Annotated in this window: 22 protein-coding genes and 1 pseudogene; 11 read left to right on the top strand and 12 right to left on the bottom strand. The window is 43.0% G+C overall.

Translation table 11 applies throughout. The features are described 5' to 3' along the window. From OA34_RS11180 to pseB, 8 genes and pseudogenes are all read right to left on the bottom strand, one after another. Positions 1-576 (bottom strand): annotated as a pseudogene (locus OA34_RS11180) (hypothetical protein); the annotation flags it as partial. After that, on the bottom strand, positions 577-1,200 hold the full coding sequence (locus OA34_RS11175) for a pseudaminic acid biosynthesis-associated methylase (RefSeq protein ID WP_039675363.1): 624 nt from the start codon (positions 1,198-1,200) through the stop codon (positions 577-579). 96 nt (positions 1,201-1,296) lie between these two features. After that, complete coding sequence (gene pseI / locus OA34_RS11170; protein ID WP_039675361.1) at positions 1,297-2,337, bottom strand: pseudaminic acid synthase; 1,041 nt, start codon at positions 2,335-2,337, stop codon at positions 1,297-1,299. After that, complete coding sequence (locus OA34_RS11165) at positions 2,318-2,962, bottom strand: formyltransferase family protein (RefSeq protein ID WP_039675359.1); 645 nt, start codon at positions 2,960-2,962, stop codon at positions 2,318-2,320. The genes pseI and OA34_RS11165 overlap by 20 nt, the downstream gene beginning before the upstream one ends. Further along, positions 2,959-3,828, bottom strand: a complete 870-nt coding sequence (pseG, locus tag OA34_RS11160; RefSeq protein ID WP_039675357.1) for a UDP-2,4-diacetamido-2,4,6-trideoxy-beta-L-altropyranose hydrolase — start codon at positions 3,826-3,828, stop codon at positions 2,959-2,961. The genes OA34_RS11165 and pseG overlap by 4 nt, the downstream gene beginning before the upstream one ends. Then, entirely contained in the window at positions 3,806-4,513 is a 708-nt protein-coding gene (pseF, locus tag OA34_RS11155; protein ID WP_039675355.1) for a pseudaminic acid cytidylyltransferase, read from the bottom strand. Before pseF ends, pseG begins: the two co-directional genes overlap by 23 nt. Beyond that, entirely contained in the window at positions 4,510-5,631 is a 1,122-nt protein-coding gene (gene pseC, locus OA34_RS11150; protein ID WP_039675353.1) for a UDP-4-amino-4,6-dideoxy-N-acetyl-beta-L-altrosamine transaminase, read from the bottom strand. The genes pseF and pseC overlap by 4 nt, the downstream gene beginning before the upstream one ends. Then, entirely contained in the window at positions 5,628-6,617 is a 990-nt protein-coding gene (pseB, locus tag OA34_RS11145; protein WP_039675351.1) for a UDP-N-acetylglucosamine 4,6-dehydratase (inverting), read from the bottom strand. The genes pseC and pseB overlap by 4 nt, the downstream gene beginning before the upstream one ends. 127 nt (positions 6,618-6,744) lie before the next feature. Between pseB and OA34_RS11140 the strand changes: the two genes are divergently transcribed. The 6 genes from OA34_RS11140 (at position 6,745) to OA34_RS11115 (ending at position 11,837) form a co-directional block, all read left to right on the top strand. Further along, positions 6,745-7,464 (top strand): flagellin, encoded by a 720-nt coding sequence (locus OA34_RS11140; protein ID WP_039675349.1) that lies wholly within the window; start codon positions 6,745-6,747, stop codon positions 7,462-7,464. A gap of 11 nt (positions 7,465-7,475) precedes the next feature. Then, entirely contained in the window at positions 7,476-8,066 is a 591-nt protein-coding gene (locus OA34_RS11135) for a class I SAM-dependent methyltransferase (RefSeq protein ID WP_039675347.1), read from the top strand. Continuing rightward, entirely contained in the window at positions 8,063-8,842 is a 780-nt protein-coding gene (locus tag OA34_RS11130; RefSeq protein WP_286683003.1) for an alpha/beta hydrolase, read from the top strand. The genes OA34_RS11135 and OA34_RS11130 overlap by 4 nt, the downstream gene beginning before the upstream one ends. After that, positions 8,835-10,007: a class I SAM-dependent rRNA methyltransferase gene (locus tag OA34_RS11125; RefSeq protein WP_039675345.1), complete on the top strand. Its 1,173-nt coding sequence runs from the start codon at positions 8,835-8,837 to the stop codon at positions 10,005-10,007. The genes OA34_RS11130 and OA34_RS11125 overlap by 8 nt, the downstream gene beginning before the upstream one ends. A gap of 91 nt (positions 10,008-10,098) precedes the next feature. Next, positions 10,099-10,338, top strand: a complete 240-nt coding sequence (locus OA34_RS11120; RefSeq protein ID WP_039675343.1) for a PDDEXK family nuclease — start codon at positions 10,099-10,101, stop codon at positions 10,336-10,338. A gap of 251 nt (positions 10,339-10,589) precedes the next feature. Next, on the top strand, positions 10,590-11,837 hold the full coding sequence (locus OA34_RS11115) for a DNA cytosine methyltransferase (protein WP_039675342.1): 1,248 nt from the start codon (positions 10,590-10,592) through the stop codon (positions 11,835-11,837). A gap of 49 nt (positions 11,838-11,886) precedes the next feature. Here OA34_RS11115 and OA34_RS11110 read toward each other — a convergent pair whose 3' ends face one another. The 3 genes from OA34_RS11110 to dcd are packed head-to-tail and all read right to left on the bottom strand — an operon-like array spanning position 11,887 to position 13,562. Beyond that, positions 11,887-12,345 carry a hypothetical protein gene (locus OA34_RS11110; RefSeq protein WP_039675340.1) on the bottom strand — a complete coding sequence of 153 codons (459 nt, stop codon included), beginning with the start codon at positions 12,343-12,345 and terminating at the stop codon, positions 11,887-11,889. 11 nt (positions 12,346-12,356) lie between these two features. After that, a complete protein-coding gene (locus OA34_RS11105) occupies positions 12,357-12,995 on the bottom strand; it encodes a GNAT family N-acetyltransferase (protein WP_039675338.1) in 639 nt (212 codons plus the stop codon). A gap of 6 nt (positions 12,996-13,001) precedes the next feature. After that, positions 13,002-13,562, bottom strand: coding sequence for a dCTP deaminase (dcd, locus tag OA34_RS11100; protein WP_039675336.1), 561 nt, complete (start codon positions 13,560-13,562; stop codon positions 13,002-13,004). A 101-nt stretch (positions 13,563-13,663) separates the two neighbouring features. On the opposite strand from dcd, the gene accB reads away from it, so the two are divergent. Together accB and OA34_RS11090 are read left to right on the top strand one after the other, a co-directional pair. Next, on the top strand, positions 13,664-14,146 hold the full coding sequence (accB, locus tag OA34_RS11095; protein WP_039675334.1) for an acetyl-CoA carboxylase biotin carboxyl carrier protein: 483 nt from the start codon (positions 13,664-13,666) through the stop codon (positions 14,144-14,146). Beyond that, complete coding sequence (locus OA34_RS11090) at positions 14,146-15,477, top strand: acetyl-CoA carboxylase biotin carboxylase subunit (RefSeq protein WP_039675332.1); 1,332 nt, start codon at positions 14,146-14,148, stop codon at positions 15,475-15,477. The genes accB and OA34_RS11090 overlap by 1 nt, the downstream gene beginning before the upstream one ends. 86 nt (positions 15,478-15,563) lie before the next feature. Here OA34_RS11090 and OA34_RS11085 read toward each other — a convergent pair whose 3' ends face one another. Beyond that, the gene (locus OA34_RS11085; RefSeq protein ID WP_039675330.1) at positions 15,564-16,421 is read right to left on the bottom strand and encodes a peptidylprolyl isomerase; all 858 of its coding nucleotides are present in this window, start codon (positions 16,419-16,421) and stop codon (positions 15,564-15,566) included. A 200-nt stretch (positions 16,422-16,621) separates the two neighbouring features. Between OA34_RS11085 and gltX the strand changes: the two genes are divergently transcribed. Genes gltX through upp form a run of 3 tightly spaced genes read left to right on the top strand, consistent with a single transcriptional unit; the run spans position 16,622 to position 19,936 of the window. Continuing rightward, complete coding sequence (gene gltX / locus OA34_RS11080; RefSeq protein ID WP_039675328.1) at positions 16,622-18,016, top strand: glutamate--tRNA ligase; 1,395 nt, start codon at positions 16,622-16,624, stop codon at positions 18,014-18,016. Further along, complete coding sequence (locus tag OA34_RS11075; RefSeq protein ID WP_286683002.1) at positions 18,017-19,294, top strand: malic enzyme-like NAD(P)-binding protein; 1,278 nt, start codon at positions 18,017-18,019, stop codon at positions 19,292-19,294. Next, complete coding sequence (gene upp / locus OA34_RS11070) at positions 19,295-19,936, top strand: uracil phosphoribosyltransferase (protein ID WP_039675326.1); 642 nt, start codon at positions 19,295-19,297, stop codon at positions 19,934-19,936. Positions 19,937-19,940 lie beyond the last annotated feature (4 nt).

Below are 19,940 nucleotides of genomic sequence, written 5' to 3'. Positions count from 1 at the left end.
AAGTGATAATTCTACATAATTCGTGACAAATAAAGAAAGTCTAAAGATTTCTAAATTTTTCTCAAAAATAAAAGCTGCGGATATGTTATATTTTTTTATAATTTCTTGAACATGCAGACCCAAACCTGTTTCCAAAAAAATAAACTTGTACAATTTTTGCATTTGTGAAGATGCTTTGGGTGCAATTTTTTCGTTGAAATGTAATATTTTGGCTGTTGCCCAAAGTGAACTATGAAAGTTTTTAAAATCGCCAATCTCTTCTAATTCCTCCTCCTGAATAGGAAAACGTTGCTGTCCTTCGAATACGGAGCCAGTGCGATCATAGGTAATTGTTGCTAAGAGTTTTTCACTGAATAACTTGGAATTTTCTCCATATAAAAAATTTCCTGTTGAGAGTTCTTGTATATCAAAATAACCTTCATTTTTGTACTCTAATGAGTAATTTTCCGCATAGAGACCAGAGTTTAGAGCAATTTCTAATGTAGAGAGTTTCTGAAAAAGCTCAAAATGATTTTTTTCAAAATATCCCAAGTTCTTTTGGTACGTTGTGAGTGCTTGATATTCTAAATCTACCACTTATTTTCCTTTTTCCAGAAGAAACCATGTACAGTCATCTTGTGGAAAGTTGGCATCTCTGTGATAGACAAAGCCATAATCAATGAGTTTTAAATCAGAGTATTTATCCATTAATTCACCTGCAAAATCTCGTTTAAATAATTTGTCTTCATGGCCTCTATATGAAAGTTCAACAGGAGTTGGATTGTAGTATTCAACGATACAGATATAACGGTTTGAAAAGTTGTATAGCTTTTCGTAGACGATTTCAAGCTCATTAGGGTTTATGTGTATTAGAACACCTTTGATTAAAGTCAAATCATAACGTTCATTGATGGATGCTTCTAGAATAGAGTCATGATATATTTTGATGTATTCAAATTGTTTTAGCATCGTGACAGCAGTGTCATTAATTTCAACTGCAGTCAAAGAGGTATTTGGAAGTAAAGCGTGCAATGCCTGTAAGTTTAATCCTATGTTTGCTCCAAATTCGATGATAGAAGAAATACCATTGCTGATTGATAAAATTTTTGAAAAGAGAGCGATATTTGAGGCAATTAAATTCTTTGATTGATTACGGTCGATATAGTTTGATCCAAATTCACCTGCCCAAAATTTTTCTTGTTCTGTTTTGTATGATTTCATTAATGACCTTTTTGTGGAATTGTCATGGTATAAGCAACAATAGTACCAAGAAATAATAATAGTTTACTATGTGTGTATAGTTTGAAATTAATTATTTTATTTTTCAAAATTATCCCAACAGAGTCTTTCTCCAAAGTTTAACGCTTTTGTGGCGCGTTTGCCTAAAGCATCTTTGAAGTACCGTGGATGGAGTCCATACCCTGGGCGAATAGAGCGGATATTTTCTTCGCTCAACACTTCACCTTTGGCAATCTCTTTGGCGACATAAAGACTGCGCGAGAACTGTCTGCCTTTGATGCTTTTTTCATCGGTATGGTAGGTGGGCTGACCCAACAGTTTTTCCGTCTCGCGAACGGCGTGAACCATTGCGGTAAAGGCTTCCTCATCGAGCGAAAAAGAGGCGTCCGCACCACCGATGCTTTTATCTAAAATGAAATGCTTTTCGATGACTTTAGCACCCAGTGCGACTGCGGTAATAGGTGCGGTGATGCCTAATGTGTGGTCTGAAAAACCAGCGATAACGCCAAAACGTTTGGCAAGATCGGGTATGGTTAAAAGGTTCGCGCCCTCAAGTGGGGCAGGGTACGATGAGGTACATTGCAATAAAATAATGTTGTCATTTCCCTCTTTTTTGCAAATGGCTACCACATCTTCAATTTCACCCAGCGTCGCAATTCCTGTGGAGATGATGATGGGTTTGTGTTTGGAGGCGATGTAGCGCACGAGCTCATAATCGGTCACCTCGAAGCTTGCCACTTTGTAAGCAGGAGGGTTCAGCGTCTCTAAAAAATCCACAGCACTTTTATCAAACGGCGTTGAAAAACAGAGGAGTCCTTCTTCTTTACCAACCTCAAAAAGCTCTTTGTGCCACTCCCATGGGGTGTAGGCTTCTTTGTAGAGTTCATAGAGTGTTTTATTATCCCAAAGCGTGCCGCCTTTGACGACAAAATCCTCTTTGTCACAGTTAAGTGTCAACGTATCGGCGGTGTAGGTCTGAAGTTTTATGGCATCAGCACCTGCTTTTTTAGCAGCTTTTATAGTTTGTTTTGCAATGTCTAGGCTATGTCCATGATTGGCTGAGAGTTCGGCAATAATGAGTGTTTGTGTTCCTGTTAAATCAAAGTTTCCTATTTTCATCGGCTCTCTCTATTTTTAATATATAACGATTCCCTTCAATCTCAAAAAAGGCGGGGTATGACTCATTATCTACGATGCGCAGAAGATTGAATTGATCGTGAATCGTTTTGTGAATATCCAACTCGCTATCTTTAGCACTTCGTTTTGCATAGACGGAGGATTCACCCTTTTGTTTATGTGGAGTTTTGTAGAGTTTATAGTGTTCTAAAAATTCGAAACACATTTGTATAATAAACTCAGCTTGCTTGTTTCGTAATTCAGCGTTGAGCTCATAACCATTTAAGTGAAGAACTTTTTGCATATAAATATCCCCATCATCCATTGTTTCAGAAGCTTCAAACATCGAAAAAGGAATCTCGTTTTTACCTTCCAGTATTTGCCAAAACATGGGTGCCCATCCTTTGCCTTGAGGTAAAGCGGAAGCGTGTATAACAATGTTGTGCTGATGTTGTTGTAAGTATTTTTTTTCAATAATACGGTGGTAACTCAGAATAAAAACAAGTGTATAGGTTTCGTCTATTGCTTGATGATCAAAAAAAAGCTTAGAGCCTTGTATTGTTGTTTCAAGCTTTTGTGCGTAAGGGATAAACCATTGATTCGGTGAGGTAAGAATGGCAATTTTCATTGGAAAAGCCTTTGAATTTCATTTTTCAATAAAGTGTCATTAAATGCTTCTAACACCGTATATCCTTGTGCTTGAAGATATGCAAACATATCGTCTTGATTGCTTGCCACTTTAACGGCGATAAAAGGCATTTCCATGAAAAGCACCTCATGCACCATGACGCTCGGTGTCACAATGGCAAGGCGACTTTGATGAAGCAGTTTAGCGACTTCGTTGGAGTTTACATGTAAAGCAATGTTGGGTTTATCTTTGACGTAGTTTTGAAGCTCGCTTAGATGAGCGTTTGCACTTGTCGTCAGTACGCTTACATGTAAAGATTTGGGAAGAATTTTTAAAATGTCGAGAGTGATGTTAGACGCGTCCGTTCCACCCATGGCGATGAAAACATCGTAGATTTTCTCACGTGTCTGTTTTTTTTCATCTTTAAATTCATCGCGAATGAGCGTGTATAAAATCCCACAACGAAGCTCGCACCGTGGCGGCACTAAACCTTTGTAGCGTTTTTTGTCGGCTGAAATATTGTGGTTGAGTAAGATGTCACAGTGGTGCGTTTGGTAGGTGTCATCGAAGCTTAGGATTTTCACCCCCGTAGCCTCTTTGACTTTTCGCTCAAATGGCGCATCTATACCGTAATGATCGATCACCAAAAGATTTACATGTAACGCTTTGATGAGTGCTATAAGCTCGTCTGTATCGTTTGAGTTTAAAATTTTAACATCGTAGGGAATGGAGGCGATGATGTTGCCCTCTAGGTTTTGACAGGCAAAAATGACTTCACCCTCAAAACTTTTTGCAAGCACCAAATCACGCATGATATGCCCAAGCCCGATGGTGCTTGAGCTGTCAGCTCGTATGAGTGTTTTCATGCAGTCCAAGTGCTTTAAACATAAACTCAGCTCTCATCCAATCTTCTGGCGTGTCGATGTCTTGCACCAAATGGCGCGGTAACAAAACAGCGGTAGAGTGAGGTGCAAAGATGACTTTGCCTTCCAACCATGCCTCAGGTGTTCCCCAGTAAAACTGACCCGCATCGTGGTACGCTTCTTCCAAGTCTTGGCTTCTCGTGTTAAAGTGTTCAGGTGAGAACATCTCGACACGGTCATCGTTGGTGAGCCTGATGGCACGCTGAATGGGGAAAGGAAAACTGGTGGCGCTAAAGCAGTACGCCGCTTTACATGTAAGCAGTTTTTGGTAGGCTTCTTGAATGTAAGTTGGTTGCACAAAAGGAGCGGTGGCATAGATGCAACAGACCGCTTCAATTTGGCTCAGGTTTTCCACGCTAGCCGTGATCGCATGGGCGATAACGGGGATGGTCGCGGTGTGATCATCGCTGAGCTCTTTGGGGCGCATAAAGGGAACATCAGCCCCAAGGGAGCGCGCAAATGTGGCGATCTCTTCATCGTCGGTACTCACAACGATCTTATCAAAACAGCCACTTTTTTGGGCGGCTTCAATGCTATAGGCGATCATCGGTTTGCCACAAAATGTTTTAATGTTTTTACGAGGAATGCGCTTACTGCCGCCTCGCGCTGGGATGATGGCAAGTTTCATAGGTGGCATCCTTTAATCGAAGCAAGTGTCTCAAGCAAGGTATCGGCGACCATGGTTGCCTCTTCCATGCTCATGCCCTGATGACAAGGAATGGAGAGTTCTGCACGGTAAAAATCTTCGGTGGTCTCTAAACGTTGTTCGCCAAAACGCTCGTGGTAGTAGCTAAAGTGGTACACCGGTTTGTAGTGAACTTGTACACCTAAACCCTTTACATGTAACGCTTTGAAGATCTCTTCTTTGGAACACCACAGCGAGCGATCCAGCAAAATAGGGTAGAGATGGTAGGTGCTTCGTTTGGTTTGATCGATGGCAATCGTCGTAAAAAAAGGATTGTTTAAAAAGCGCTCGTCATAGTAATGCGCGATCTCGTTGCGTTTGGCGATGAAACTCTCCAAACGTTTAAGCTGTGAAAGCCCAAGAGCGCACGCTACATCGCTTAGGCGGTAGTTTTCACCTAGCATCACCATGTCCGAATTCCACAGCTCTTTTTTGACAATGCCGTGACTTCTAAGCAGTTTGGCTTGTTCGTAAAACGCGGTATTGTTCGTAGCAATCGCTCCGCCTTCAAAGGTGGTGATGGGCTTAATCGCGTGAAAACTAAAGATGGTCATGTCTGCCACATTTCCCACTTTTTGTCCATTGATTTCACTGCCCAGCGCATGGCTGGCATCTTCGATAAGAAAGAGTTTATGTCTGTCACACAGTGCTTTGATGGTGTCAATAGGCAGTGGATTTCCGCCAAAATCCACTGGTGCTATGACTCTGGTTCGAGGAGTGATTAACGCCTCTAGTTTGCGCTCATCTATATTTCCATCGTAACGGATGTCGCAAAATACAGGGGTCGCGCCGCATTGGATGGCGGTGTTAGAAGTGGCGGAAAAGGTCAATGGGGTGGTAATGACTTCATCACCCTCTTTAAGCCCGATGATCTGATACGCAACATGCAACGCCGACGTGGCAGAGTTCATCACGCAGACATGCTTGACTCCGATGTAGCGTGCGAGTGCCTCTTCAAAGTCACTCACTTTTTTCCCACCCGTTAAAAAATCGCCTTTGAGTGTCTCAACAACCGCGTCTATATCGCTTTGATCGATACTTTGTCTACTATAGGGAATCATGCGTTTATCATCTCCAGTAAGCCTTTGGCGTCTAGCCACTGGGTATTGGTCTCTGAGCTGTACTCAAAGCCGTATTTGACGGGAGTTCCTTTCTCTCCAAGCACGTTACATGTAAAGTCATTGCGTTGCGTAAAAATAATGCTGGGTTGAATGACATAATGGTCATGAAACTCGAGCGTTAAGTGGCTATCATCTTTAGGCACCATTACTTCGTGCATCTTCTCACCCGGCCGAATACCGATGATCTTCACGCCCAACTGCGGTGCCATACTTTTGGCAAGGTCGACCATCTTCATCGAAGCAATTTTAGGGATGAATATTTCGCCGCCTTGCATGCGCTCAAAGTTTTTAAGGACAAAGTTGACCCCTTGCTCCAAGGTAATCCAAAAGCGTGTCATCTCCGCTTCGGTGATGGGCAGTTCTTTTACACCCTCGGCAATCAGTTTTTTAAACAGAGGCACAACGGAGCCGCGGCTTCCTACAACATTGCCATAACGCACAACGGCAAACTGGGTTCTTCGCGCACCTCTGATGTTATTGGCGGCGATAAAGAGTTTATCGCTCGCAAGTTTAGTCGCACCGTAAAGGTTGATGGGGTTAGCGGCTTTATCGGTGGAGAGTGCTATGACTTTTTCAACGCCGCATTCAAGAGCGGCATCGATGACATTTCCCGCGCCATTGATGTTGGTTTTGATGCATTCCATCGGGTTGTATTCGGCAATAGGAACATGCTTAAGTGCTGCGGCATGAATGACATAATTGACACCGTACATCGCGTTTTTCAAACGATCGACATCGCGCACGTCGCCGATGAAAAAGCGCATGCAGGAGTCGGTAAATTGCTGTGCCATCTCGTACTGTTTGAGCTCATCTCTAGAGTAGATAATGATTTTATTGGGTTTGTAATGTTTTAAAAGAATCTCGGTATATTTTTTGCCAAAACTGCCTGTTCCGCCCGTGATAAGAATATTTTTTCCGTTAAACACGATCAGCCTTTCTCGAAAGAATTCAATGTATTAAAATTTTAAAAAGCAATTTTGATTCCGCTTCGTCATTTGACAAGCGTATCTTTGGAGTAGTATAATAAAGAGATCTTTACAAAAGGAGCCTGTGATGACCATTTCAAGCAGTTCCAATAACCAAATTTTAAACCTCATTTCTCAAAATAAAAATTCTACCGATACGACCTTGGAAAAACTTGCGGCAACACGCGAATTAACGGGAGCCGATAGTGCAAACCTGATTATTTCCGATGCCCTCGCTTCACAGATTTCGTCTATCAGTCAAAATGTCCAAAACGCCAACGAAACGGTTAGTATGTACCAAATCGCGGACAGCTCTTTACAAGCGATCGGTGCGGGGACGGAGCGACTGAACGATCTTTCCGTACGCTATAACAGTGCTTCTTTAAACAGCGATCAAAAAGCGATGCTTCAAGAAGAGTTCGACGCGATCAACCAATCGATGCAAGACATCGCGAACCAAACGACGTATAACGGCATTAACTTACTTTCGCAAAGCTACGGGCTCGACGTCTCGGGATTAAGCACGTTAAGCATCGACGATCAGCAAGGCATTAACGATTTTTCGCAAAGTATTGCTTCGCTTTCCGCAACGGCAAGTTCGCGTATTAACGGTGCGGCTAGCGATATTACCAACGCGTTAACGACGATTACGAATTTGAGCAGTGCCGATTCTCAAATTTCACAAACACCTTTAGATCAAAAGATCGCACAAATGAACAGCGACGAGATCAAACTGACAAGCTCCGTTTTGTCTCAGATTCACCAAAACAGTATGATGCAACAAAGCATTTCGGCACTGTTGGTCTAAACTTTTTTTGAATGCCCCGTATTAACAATCAAGCATTTTACGAAAAAGCCATCAAGCGGTACGGATGTACCGCGCGAGGCTTGAACTGGAACTCCAAATACTCCCAATACCTTCGATTTGAGATGATTCACGATCTTGTGGGCGATGCGCTATCCTCGTCAAAAATCGTCGATGCCGGTTGCGGTTTCGGGGATTTGTATTTTTTTCTGAAACAAAGAGGTTCGCTCCCGCGTTGTTACGTCGGGTACGATCTTGTGGACGAAGCCGTTTTTGTGGCACACAAACGCACGAAGCAACGCATCGTCAAATGCGATATTTTAAACGACGTGCTCGAAGATGCCGACTTTTACATCGCGAGCGGTTCGATGAATATTTTAAACCGTTTCGAGACTTTTTTGTTTATTCGTCGTTGTTTTGAAGCTTCGCGCAAAGGTTTCGTATTCAATTTGCTCAAAGGCGAAGATAAAGAGGGACATTTTAACTATTTTTTGCCGCACGAAATTGAAGCATACGTGAATGAATTCGCTTACGACGTGAAGATTAAAGACGATTATATGGAGGGAGATTTTACGGTGTTACTTTTAAAAGAGGCGACGGAATGATCTTACGTATGCTCGCAGGCGTAGCGGCACTGTATGTGCTTGCCATAGGCTATATATATTTGACGCAAGACGATCGGATTTTTCCGATCAAGCATGTCCTCAAAGAAGCACCGCCGATGAACGATGCGATCAGCTCTTTGAGCTTACATGTCGCAGACGGTGCGGTTTTGGAAGGAGTGTTGAAAAAAGACGAAGAACCGAATGCGCCGTTGATTCTCTATTTCGGAGGGAACGGTGAGGATGCGACGCATTTTGCCGTGCAATCGCCGCAAGGTTACGATATGATCGCGTTTAACTATCGCGGTTACGTCGGAAGCACGGGCAAGCCTTCCGAAGAAGCTTTGTTTCACGATGCCCTGAAAATTTACGATCACTACGCCAAAGGGCGTAAAGTGTTTGTGATCGGGCGAAGTTTAGGAACGTGCGTCGCAACGTTTTTAGCAAGCAAACGCGTCGTAGACGGGTTAATTTTGATCACGCCGTACGATTCGATTCTCTCTTTAGCTCAACGCAAATACCCGTTTTTCCCGGTTGCCGTGTTATTAAATCATCCTTTCGAGACGACGCATTATCTGCCTTTCGTGAGCGCGCCTATCGGCATTATCGAAGTGGAAAACGATGGGATGATTCCGCGTTACCATTTGGAAAAATTGCTAGAAGCAATGCCTTGCGAGCCTATGCATGTCGTATTGACTCAAACGACGCATCAAAAGGTCTTAGACGACCCGAATTTTACCCCGCAATTACAAATTTTACTAGGAAAAATGGATGAATAAAGTATACGTAAAACACTCCGTCGTTGCAAAAATAAGGCGTTTTACGCCGTGGATTTACGCCAACGAAATCGACTCCGATCCGGAAGAGTTTCAAAGCGGCGAAGTCGTTGCGCTTTTTTCCAAAAAAGACGGCTTTTTAGGAACGGCGTACGTCAATCCCAAGTGCGCTATTTTCGCACGCGTTCTAAGCTTCGGCAAAGAAGAGATCGGCAAAAAGTTTTTTCACAATCGCATCAAAAAAGCGATTGCTAAGCGGGGAGCACTCTTACATGTCACCAATGCGGTGCGCCTTGTTCACTCCGAAGCCGACTTTTTACCGGGATTGATCGTTGATCAATACGGCGATGCGTTGTGCATTCAGATCAATACCGCGGGCATGGAAGCGTTTCGGGATGTTATCGTTCATACGCTCAAACATCTGCTCAATCCCTCATGGATCGAAGAAAAATCCGACGTGCATTCGAGGGAAATAGAAGGCTTGGTGAGCAAAAACGGTACGCTTTTCGGAGAAGCAAAAGCTCTTTTTGAATTGCACGAAAACGCTTTAACGTTCTTAGTCGATATTCAAGACGCACAAAAAACGGGCTTTTACCTCGACCAGCGCAAAAACAGAGCCATTTGCGCCAGTTACGTGAAGCAAGACGATACGGTTTTGGATTTGTGCTGTAACACGGGCGGCTTTGGCATCTATGCACTCAAAGCCGGAGCCAAAGAGTGCGTGTTCGTCGACGTTTCCGAATCGGCAATAGAGCAAACCAAGGCGAATGTCGAGCGTAACACTCTCTCGGGCGAATCCTTACATGTCAAAGACGTTTTTACGTTTATGAAGGAGCAAAAATACAAAAATACATTTGATATGATCATGATCGATCCGCCGTCCTTTGCCAAAACCAAAGAACAAGCCAACGGCGCTAAACGAGGCTTCAAACACCTCTTGATGGAAAGCACCAAAGCAGTGAAAGATAGCGGCTTAATCGCCCTTTTCTCCTGCTCCTTTCACGTCGGCAAAAAAGAGCTTTTAGAGATCGCGATGGAAGTCTCCCACGACCTCAAAGTGCAATACATTTTACTAGAGCAAATGCAACAAGACTCGGATCACCCGTGTTTGATTAACGCTTCTGCGTCGTTTTATCTGAATGGGTTGTTGTTTCGGGTTGAGAAGTAAGAGGCTTTACATGTAAAGCTTCTTGAATTTAATAAAAACGCAATAAGAGGTCATGTATGATGCCTCTTATCTTCATAAATAGGGATGGATAATGACAGAGTCTGAAAAATGTGAAATTTTGCAAAAAGCCAAAATCTGGTTTAAAGACTCAATTATCGAAAACCATATTAAAAATACTTTGAAACTATCCAACATCAAAGAATTTAATGTTAATCCTTTTTTGTTGGCGTATTTATCCAATTTTTTAGAAGGTAATCACGACCCGATAAGCATTGCCAAAGCTTTAATCTATCCTAGAGTTCTTGGCACATCGATCAATATTTTTACATAGACTTAATCAAAGCCATTGCCGAAGTGGCAACAGAGGCAGATTTTAAACATGAACTTGATCATGTCATTGAAGAACTCGCACAATCGAAATACGTTCAAACGCTCTCCCAGAATCTCAATTCCTAAGATAAATATTTCAAAATGCAATCTTTTGAGTGCAAAAGATTTTTTTTGATTATTCTTCGGTTAAGCAAAAAAATTAGCCTCTATGCTATAATAACCATGTATAATGTTGTATAAGGTGGGTATTGAATGCAAAGAACATTTTCATTAAATGAAACAGCAGAAATTTTATCGGTTAACAAAGAGACATTGAGACGATGGGACAATGCTGGTAAATTAAAAAGTATCCGTAATCCCATCAATAATTATCGTGAATACAGACAAGATGATTTAGTCATATTTGAAAATGCAAAATTACATTTTAACACCGCTACCGATCGATACGAAGCTCCTAAGAAGCTTTACAAAAGTATTGAATTATTCGCAGGAGCGGGAGGCTTGGCATTAGGGCTTGAACAAGCGGGTATTGAACACGCTCTACTCAATGAAATTGACAAGTATGCCGCGCAAACACTGCGAAAAAATAGATCTGCTTGGAATGTGGTAGAGGGAGATATTTCATCGATTGATTTTACGCCTTTCAAAGATAAAATAGACCTTTTAACGGGCGGATTTCCTTGTCAGGCCTTCAGTTACGCCGGAAAACGTTTAGGCTTTGAAGATACAAGAGGAACGCTGTTTTTTGAATTTGCAAGAGCGCTTAAGGAGACCAATGCTCCCGTCTTTTTAATCGAAAATGTTAAAGGACTTCTCTCCCACGATAATGGTAAAACGCTTCAAACGATGATTGAGGTTTTGACGCAAGAGTTGGACTATTATGTCTTTGAACCAAGGGTTCTCAAAGCTATCTATTACAAAGTTCCGCAGAAGCGAGAACGATTGATTATCGTTGGGATTAAAAAAGAGTATGTGGATCGAGTCAATTATACGTATCCAAAACCTTATCAGAAGATTTATACGTTAAAAGATGCGCTTAAAAAAAGTGACTTATACGATACCGATGTACCTGTTTCGTATGGGCAAACATATCCAAAACGCAAAAAAGAGATTCTAGAGAAGGTTAAACCGGGTGGCTATTGGCGAGATTTGCCGATGGAGCTTCAAAAAGAGTATATGCAAAAAAGTTTTTATCTTGGTGGTGGAAAGACGGGAATGGCAAGAAGAATTGCATGGAATGAACCAAGCCTTACGCTAACATGTTCGCCTGCTCAAAAGCAGACGGAACGATGCCATCCGGATGAGACGCGCCCTTTTCAAATTAGAGAATATGCCCGCATACAAACATTCCCGGATGATTGGGTCTTTGAAGGATCTGCATCACAACAATATAAGCAAATCGGCAATGCCGTACCTGTTAATTTAGCAAAAGAAATTGGATATACACTTGTAAAACTCTTAAATGATATGCACAATATTAAGGTAAGCGATGAATGTTAATACATTGTTTTGAAGGTTTGTCTTTACATGTAAAGATTTACAAAATTTTTTATACGGCTACTTCAAACTTCCCTTTATCGATAAAACTCAAAAATTCGGCTTTAAATTTCGTGCGATTTTCTTTTTCTTGAATCCATGCAAGGTGAATGGAGCGTTCGGCTTCGATGATGGGAAACCATGTTTTTTGTAGATCGTGATCGAGCATGCATCGGTCGTAAATGGACTCTAGGAAGTTCCAGACGATAAAGGCGTAAAGACGGTATTCGGCTTTTTGTTCGTCGTTTCTTTCGAACTCTTTGCGCACGAGATGCGGCTTGCTAAGGGCTTCTTTGAGAATTTCAAAATACATTTTATCCAATTCGCCGTAGTGCATAACTTGCATCGTCTTTCGGTAGGTGCGCATCGAGTATAAAAGTGCAAAAATTGCAAGCAACGTCGCAACGACGCCCATCATCGAACTAATGGCCGTCCACATGGTTTCATATTCGTCATTCAGGAAAATTTCCATCGATGATCCTTTTAAATCAAAGTAAAAGAGTGCGGGGCGTCTTTGAGCATAAGCGCGATACGATCGTCGTTCGCTTTGCATCCGTAAACGTTCGTATAGAGTTTTTCAAGCCACGTTTGAAGCCGCTCTTTCGAAACTTCGCGCAGGCTTGGATGGTACACCAAAAGCTCCATCGGCGGAGCGTCTTCTTTTGTTTGAGAAGGCAAAATATAATCAAACGGGTCTATTTTTAACGCACCCAAACGACGGTAAAACAGCTCCCTTTTTTCACGAATTTCTTGCTCCGCGGAGCTCTTTTCAGGCGAATCGATTTCGATCAAAAGCGCACGAACGCCGTAGTTTTGATAAAGCGCTTCGATGCTTTGTTTTAAGAGCGTCGAGCCAAGACCGATACCGCGAAGCGTCTCATCGACCGCCATATATTCCAACAAAAAAAAGTCTTCGTTCCACGGATGGTACATAATACAAAATCCGACAATTTTTTCGTCGTTATACGCAAGGTAAATGGTATAAAAAGAGGCACGGCACATTGCCAAAAGCACCTCACGGGGTTTTTGTTCACTTGGAGGAAACGCGGTCGAGTAGATGGCGTAAAAGCCATCGAACTCTTCTCTATGATCGTGCTCTAAAGCTTTAACATGTAAAGGCATGGCGCGTTATTTTAAGATGCGCGGTAAAGTGATGCCCGTTTGCCCTTGGTACTTACCGTGCTTGTCTTTGTACGTGGTTTCACATGCGGTGTCGCCCTCTAAAAAGAGCACTTGTGCGATACCTTCGTTAGCGTAGATTTTTGCCGGAAGCGGCGTCGTATTTGAAATTTCAATAGTGATGTGACCTTCAAACTCCGGCTCGAACGGCGTAACGTTTACAATGATGCCGCAACGTGCGTACGTGCTTTTTCCGAGGCAAATCGCCAAGACGTTTTTGGGGATGCGAAAGTATTCGACCGTGCGTGCCAACGCAAACGAATTAGGCGGAACGATACAAATATCGCCTTCAAAATCAATCACATTTTTATCGTCAAATTCTTTAGGATCGACCACGGTCGAATTGACGTTCGTGAAAATCTTAAATTCACGCCCGACGCGGATGTCGTATCCGTAACTGCTGACGCCGTAACTGACGACGTCGCGCCCGACTTGGTCTTCGCAAAAAGGCTCTATCATGCGCTCTTTGAGTGATTTTTCTCGTATCCAACTGTCTGCTTTTAAGCCCATAAAAGTACCTTTATCGTATTAAGTGAGTGTATATCTTTAGTATGGTATTATAACACATTTTATGTCATGCCGAAAAACGGCAAAATTTGAGGAGAAACCGAATGGACAAAAATGAAATTAGAGAGTTAATGCGAATTTTTGATAAAAGCGATATTACGAAATTAAAAATCAAAGAAGGCGATTTTAGCATTGAGCTTCAAAAGGGATTTGAAAGCAACGTCAGTTACGCAAGTGCTCCCGCACCTATGATGCCGATGCCTGCTACAATGCCTCAAGTTGCACCGGTTGCGGCAGCCTCCGCTCCGGCTATGGGCGGAGAAGCGAGCATCAACGCCGCTCCTTCGGGGCTAAACATCAAATCGCCGATGGTCGGTACGTTTTACAAATCTCCGTCTCCCGGAGCCGCTCCGTTTGCCAAAATCGGCGACGTTATCCGTAAAGGTCAACCGATCGCGATCATCGAAGCGATGAAAATTATGAACGAATTGGAAGCGGAATTTGATTGTAAGATTTTAGATATTCTCGTTGAAGACGGTCAGCCGGTCGAGTTTGACATGCCGATCTTCTTGGTGGAGAAAGTGTAATGAAAATTGAAAGAATTCTTATTGCCAATCGCGGCGAAATCGCTCTTCGTGCAATAAGAACCATCAAAGAAATGGGCAAACAAGCCATTGCCGTTTACTCCACGGCGGATAAGGATGCGCTCTATTTGCAGCATGCCGACGCGAGCATTTGCATCGGCGGGGCAAAATCAAGCGAGAGCTATTTGAGCATTCCTTCCATCATTAGTGCCGCGGAGATTAGCGGATGCGACGCCATTTTCCCCGGATACGGCTTTTTGAGTGAAAACCAAACGTTTGTCGAGGTGTGCCAACACCATAACATCAAATTTATCGGACCTTCCGTGGATTCGATGGTTTTGATGAGCGACAAATCCAAAGCCAAAGAAGTGATGAAAAAAGCAGGCGTTCCCGTTATTTTAGGAAGCGACGGTGCGCTCAAAGACGTGCAAGAAGCAAAAGATCTCGCAACGCAAATCGGACTTCCCGTCATCATTAAAGCCAGTGCGGGCGGCGGCGGACGCGGTATGCGCGTGGTTGAGAAGATGGAAGATTTGGAAAAATCCTATCTTGCCGCAGAAAGCGAAGCGCTGAGTGCTTTTGGCGACGGTACGCTTTACATGGAAAAATACATCAAAAATCCGCGTCATATCGAAGTGCAAGTCATCGGCGATAGCCACGGAAACGTGGTGCATATCGGTGAGCGCGACTGTTCAATGCAGCGACGCCACCAAAAACTAATCGAAGAGTCACCTGCCATCGCGCTAGATGATAAAACCAGAGCGCGCCTTCACGAAGTGGCGGTTAAAGCAACCAAATACATCGGCTATGAAAACGCAGGAACGTTTGAGTTCCTCTTGGATGCCGATAAAAACTTCTACTTTATGGAAATGAACACGCGTTTGCAAGTCGAACACTGTGTCAGCGAAATGGTCAGCGGTATCGATATTATCGAATGGATGATTCGCGTTGCCGAGGGCGAAAAACTGTTCGATCAAAGTGCGCTTCATTTTAAAGGGCATGCTATCGAATGTCGAATTACCGCGGAAGATCCCGTGAAGTTTATCCCGAGTCCCGGAAAAATTACGAAGTACATCGTTCCGGGAGGGCGCAACGTCCGTATGGATTCGCATGCGTATCAAGGCTATACCGTGCCGCCGCATTACGACTCGATGATCGGTAAATTGATCGTGTGGGGCGAGAACCGAGAACGTGCCATCGCAAAGATGAAACAAGCACTCAGCGAGTTACAAATCGAAGGTATTAAAACCGTCCGCGATTTTCATCTAGCAATGATGAACAATCAAGATTTTATCGACAACCGCTTTGACACGAACTATCTTTCTCATCATTAACATCTGAATTAAATTCCCATAAAAAAAGGGGAGTTTGCGGTTTAACGCAAACTCCCCTTTTTTCTTCTTTTAAACGTCTAAGCGTGTTAAGGTGCTCGTACCACTTGTATATTGGCGGAAGATTTGAGCTTTTCAAAATAATCGTCGATTGATTGTTTTTCTTTGCCGTCGGCTAATTTTCCATAAATATAATTTTTAGCATTGTCGAATGAAATGGCTTTAACGTCATGTTTGTTTTTGACAAAAAACATGACGTAGCCTTGATCGGTTTTGACGACGGACGAAAATTTTCCGACCGGCGTTTTGTTCAACAATCCGGCTAAGTTTTGATCCATTTTCGTCGCTTCAAACGTCGTATCTTTAAGCTCGACGTCGCTCATAGCACTCATAGGGTTGTTTTGAATCGTTGTTAAGCTTTGTTGATTGGCACTCGTATAAATAGAAACGTCAAAGGAAGCGGCTTGCGAAAATTCGTTTTGGTTTTCGTTATAATACGCCAGTAATTCGCCGTCGCTTAGTTGTTTCATCTTGTCACGTACGATTTTTTGATACAGTTTATCGCGTTGCAATTTTTTCTTAATTTCTTCTTTGTACTCTAAGGTATCGATATTTTTGGAACGAAGCATATTTAAAAAGTCGTAGGTGCTCATTTGGTTGTTGATCGCCAGTTTGTCGATATGTTGGTCGATTTCAAAACCGTCGACGCTAATACCTTGTTTTTTAATTTCGGAATCTTCGAGTTTTTGACGAACCAAAATATCTAAAGCTTCTTTTTTGGAAATTTGAAAACGTTGAGAATATTTGAAAACGTCGAAAAGCGTAATCGGTTCTTTATTGATAATAACCGAAACACCGTCTAAGGTAGCGGCGGTCACTATCGATGGCGTTAAAAATAGGGTAACCCCTAAAGTTACCAAAGTTAACATTGTGCGTTTAAGCTTCATCCATAATCCTTTTTTTTAAGAAAAATCGCTATATAATCGTAACTGTATTAAAAATAAGAGGCCACGAATGATAACATTTTTTTTGACAAAAAAAATTAAAAAAACGGTTATTAAGCTCCTCGCGTAGAATTTTTGTTTTTCTCGTAACAAAATGATACATAATTTTTACATAATTCCACTTCAATTGATAAAGGTTAGTCATGATCGTGACACGTTTTGCCCCGAGTCCTACGGGATATTTGCATATCGGCGGGCTAAGAACGGCACTGTACAGTTATTTATGGGCAAAGAGAAACAACGGTAAATTTTTACTCCGTATCGAAGATACCGATTTGGCACGCAACTCGAAAGAGGCGGCAGAAGCGATAAAAGAGGCCTTTAAATGGGTCGGGTTGGATTTTGAAGGCGAAATCGTCTATCAATCCGAGCGTTTTGACTTATACAAAAGCTACGTACAAAAACTTCTTGATGCCGGAAAGGCATACAAATGCTATATGAGTAAAGAAGAATTGGATCAGCTCCGAGAGGAGCAAAGTGCCCGAAAAGAACGTCCTCGTTACGACGGTCGATACCGTGATTTTACGGGTACGCCTCCGAAGGGCGTTGAGCCCGTCATTCGTATTAAAGCACCGACAAGCGGGGTGATTTCGTTTGTGGACGGCGTTAAAGGCGAAGTGAGCTTTAACGCAAGCGATATGTTAGACGATTTTATTATCGCACGAAGCGACGGCACGCCGACGTATAACTTCGTCGTCGTTATCGACGATGCACTCATGGGCGTGAACGAAGTCATTCGCGGCGACGACCACCTTTCCAATACACCCAAACAGATTATTTTGTACGAGGCGTTAGGATTTGACGTTCCAAAATTCTATCATGTTCCGATGATCTTAAATCCCGAAGGTAAAAAGCTCTCCAAGCGCGACGGTGCGATGGACGTTATGGCGTATCAAAAAGAGGGATATTTGCCTGAAACGCTATTGAACTTTTTGATCCGTTTAGGGTGGAGCCACGGGGATCAAGAGATCTTTTCGATGGATGAGATGATCGCCTTTTTCGATCCTTCCCATATCAATAAATCGGCTTCGGCGTACAATCAAGAAAAATTGCTATGGCTGAACTCCCATTATATTAAAGAGGCAAGCTATGAGCGTTTAATCGAAGCATTACGCTTTTTTGACGTCGATCTTGCGTCGCATCCTAAGAAAGAGCTTTTGATCGATGCCGTGCGCGATCGTGCTAAAACCTTGGTCGAGTTTGCAACGATGATTCGACAAATCGTCGATGCTCCGAAAACCTATGACGAGAAGGCAATTGAGAAATTTTTGGACACAAAAGCCGTAGAAATTTTGAGCGAATACAAAAATACGCTTAAAAACGCTCCCGCTCTTGAAAAAGCGAGTGAATTTGAAACACTGACAAAAAACTTTTTGGAAGAACACGGCTTAAAGCTGAAAGATTTAGCGCAAGCCATACGTATTGCCATGGTCGGTAATTCCGTCAGCCCTTCGATTTTTGAAGTTTTAGAAATTATCGGCTTTGCACATGTCATCGAGAGAATTGAAGCATTAATCATTTATAAAAAAGGAGTTTAGGTGAGTAGTAAAGGTAAAGTGACGAAAGAAGAAGCATTAGAGTACCACGTCGGCGGTAAAATCGCAATTAACGTTAAAACACGTTGCGACAGTGCAAGAGATCTTTCTATGGCGTATACTCCGGGTGTTGCACATCCGTGCTTGGAAATCGAAAAAGACAACGAGTTGGCGTATACGTATACCAATAAAGGGAATCTGGTTGCGGTCATTACGGACGGTACGGCGGTTCTTGGACTCGGTGATATCGGTGCGGTTGCCGGAAAACCCGTTATGGAAGGTAAATCGGTTTTATTTAAAAAATTTGCCGACGTTGATGCTTTCGATATTGAGTTAGACGAAAAAGATACCGATAAAATTATTGCGATTTGTAAAGCCCTTGCTCCGACGTTCGGCGGTATTAACTTGGAAGATATTAAAGCACCGAAATGTTTTGAAATCGAACAAAAACTTCAAGCAAGCGTGAATATTCCCGTTATGCACGACGATCAGCACGGTACGGCGATGATTACTTCCGCGGGATTGATTAACGCGCTTGAAATCAGCGGTAAAAAAATCGAAGAGATGAAAATCGTCGTTTCGGGCGCAGGAGCCGCAGGGATTGCGTGCGCTAAAATGTACAAACTTTTAGGTGCGAAGAATATCGTTATGATTGACTCTAAAGGCGTAATCCATAAGGGAAGAACGGACTTAAACGCCTATAAAGCGGAATTTGCACTTGAGACAAGCGATCGAACGCTTGAAGATGCGATGAAAGGCTCGGATATGTTCTTAGGACTTTCTGCTCCGGGCGTCGTAACGGCCGAAATGGTCAAATCGATGAATCCGCATCCGATTATTTTTGCACTTGCCAATCCGACGCCGGAGATTTTACCCGAAGAAGTACATGCCGTTAGAGACGACGTTATGATGGGAACGGGCAGAAGCGACTATCCGAACCAAGTGAACAATGTTTTAGGCTTTCCGTTTATCTTCAGAGGCGCATTGGACGTAAAAGCGACGAAAGTGACCGAAGGCATGAAAATGGCGGCGGCAGTTGCTTTGGCTCAATTGGCGAAAGAGGACGTTCCCGCCTACGTGAAAGCGGCGTATAACGGCGAAGAGTTGAAATTCGGTTACAACTATATTATCCCCAAACCGTTTGATAGACGCGTTTTGGTATGGGTTTCCGTTGCCGTTGCCGAAGCTGCGATCAAAGACGGCGTCGCACGCGTAGAAAATTTCGATCTTAACGCGTACAAAGCAAAACTTCAAGCCATTATCGATGCGGAGCAAAAATAAGTGAAAAACGTCCATGTTATCAAACATCCGTTGATTGAGCACAAGCTTTCGATCTTACGCGATGAACGAACGGAACCGTTTCAGTTTCGACTTTTGGTCGACGAAATCTCTTATTTGATGCTCTTTGAAGCGACGCGCGATTTGCCTTTGCGCGACGTGAGCGTCAAAACGCCCGTAGCAACCGCACAAACGAAAAAGCTTGACGCGAAGATCATGATCTGCCCGATTCTTCGGGCGGCTCTTGGTATGCTTGATAGCGTTTTCAAGTTAATTCCCGATGCGAGTGTGGGCTTTTTGGGATTTCAACGCAATGAGCAAACCTTGGAGGCGGAATTTTATTATGCGAAACTTCCTTCAGATCATACCGAGCGAACCGCGATTATTATCGATCCGATGTTCGCCACGGGCGGAACCGCCATCGATGCGGTGAATTTCTTGAAGTCCAAAGGGGTTAAAGATATTCGCTTTTTATCGCTTGTCTCGGCACCCGAAGGCTTGAAACGTTTTTACGAAGTTCATCCGGACGTTCCGGTATTTACGACATGTATCGATGAAGGATTGAACCAACACGGGTACATCGTTCCCGGTCTTGGAGATGCGGGAGATCGTGTCTTCAATACGCAAGGTGCTTCGGTTAAATAACCGC

The sequence above is a fragment of the Sulfurospirillum sp. MES genome, assembly GCF_000789415.1.
Taxonomy (GTDB): Bacteria; Campylobacterota; Campylobacteria; order Campylobacterales; family Sulfurospirillaceae; genus Sulfurospirillum; species Sulfurospirillum cavolei.
The sequence above is the reverse complement of the archived record's forward strand: the minus strand, read 5'-3'. Positions and strand labels throughout refer to the sequence as shown.

Bases quoted from the DNA above. Each gene is read 5' to 3' on its own strand.
- OA34_RS11140 (WP_039675349.1), top strand. From the start codon at position 6,745: ATGACCATTTCAAGCAGTTCCAATAACCAAATTTTAAACCTCATTTCT.
- pseC (WP_039675353.1), bottom strand. From the start codon at position 5,631: ATGATTCCCTATAGTAGACAAAGTATCGATCAAAGCGATATAGACGCG.
- OA34_RS11135 (WP_039675347.1), top strand. From the start codon at position 7,476: ATGCCCCGTATTAACAATCAAGCATTTTACGAAAAAGCCATCAAGCGG.
- OA34_RS11110 (WP_039675340.1), bottom strand. From the start codon at position 12,345: ATGGAAATTTTCCTGAATGACGAATATGAAACCATGTGGACGGCCATT.
- OA34_RS11175 (WP_039675363.1), bottom strand. From the start codon at position 1,200: ATGAAATCATACAAAACAGAACAAGAAAAATTTTGGGCAGGTGAATTT.
- OA34_RS11125 (WP_039675345.1), top strand. From the start codon at position 8,835: ATGAATAAAGTATACGTAAAACACTCCGTCGTTGCAAAAATAAGGCGT.
- pseF (WP_039675355.1), bottom strand. From the start codon at position 4,513: ATGAAACTTGCCATCATCCCAGCGCGAGGCGGCAGTAAGCGCATTCCT.
- pseI (WP_039675361.1), bottom strand. From the start codon at position 2,337: ATGAAAATAGGAAACTTTGATTTAACAGGAACACAAACACTCATTATT.
- gltX (WP_039675328.1), top strand. From the start codon at position 16,622: ATGATCGTGACACGTTTTGCCCCGAGTCCTACGGGATATTTGCATATC.
- dcd (WP_039675336.1), bottom strand. From the start codon at position 13,562: ATGGGCTTAAAAGCAGACAGTTGGATACGAGAAAAATCACTCAAAGAG.
- OA34_RS11130 (WP_286683003.1), top strand. From the start codon at position 8,063: ATGATCTTACGTATGCTCGCAGGCGTAGCGGCACTGTATGTGCTTGCC.
- OA34_RS11090 (WP_039675332.1), top strand. From the start codon at position 14,146: ATGAAAATTGAAAGAATTCTTATTGCCAATCGCGGCGAAATCGCTCTT.
- OA34_RS11120 (WP_039675343.1), top strand. From the start codon at position 10,099: ATGACAGAGTCTGAAAAATGTGAAATTTTGCAAAAAGCCAAAATCTGG.
- accB (WP_039675334.1), top strand. From the start codon at position 13,664: ATGGACAAAAATGAAATTAGAGAGTTAATGCGAATTTTTGATAAAAGC.
- OA34_RS11105 (WP_039675338.1), bottom strand. From the start codon at position 12,995: ATGCCTTTACATGTTAAAGCTTTAGAGCACGATCATAGAGAAGAGTTC.
- OA34_RS11115 (WP_039675342.1), top strand. From the start codon at position 10,590: ATGCAAAGAACATTTTCATTAAATGAAACAGCAGAAATTTTATCGGTT.
- OA34_RS11085 (WP_039675330.1), bottom strand. From the start codon at position 16,421: ATGAAGCTTAAACGCACAATGTTAACTTTGGTAACTTTAGGGGTTACC.
- pseG (WP_039675357.1), bottom strand. From the start codon at position 3,828: ATGAAAACACTCATACGAGCTGACAGCTCAAGCACCATCGGGCTTGGG.
- OA34_RS11165 (WP_039675359.1), bottom strand. From the start codon at position 2,962: ATGAAAATTGCCATTCTTACCTCACCGAATCAATGGTTTATCCCTTAC.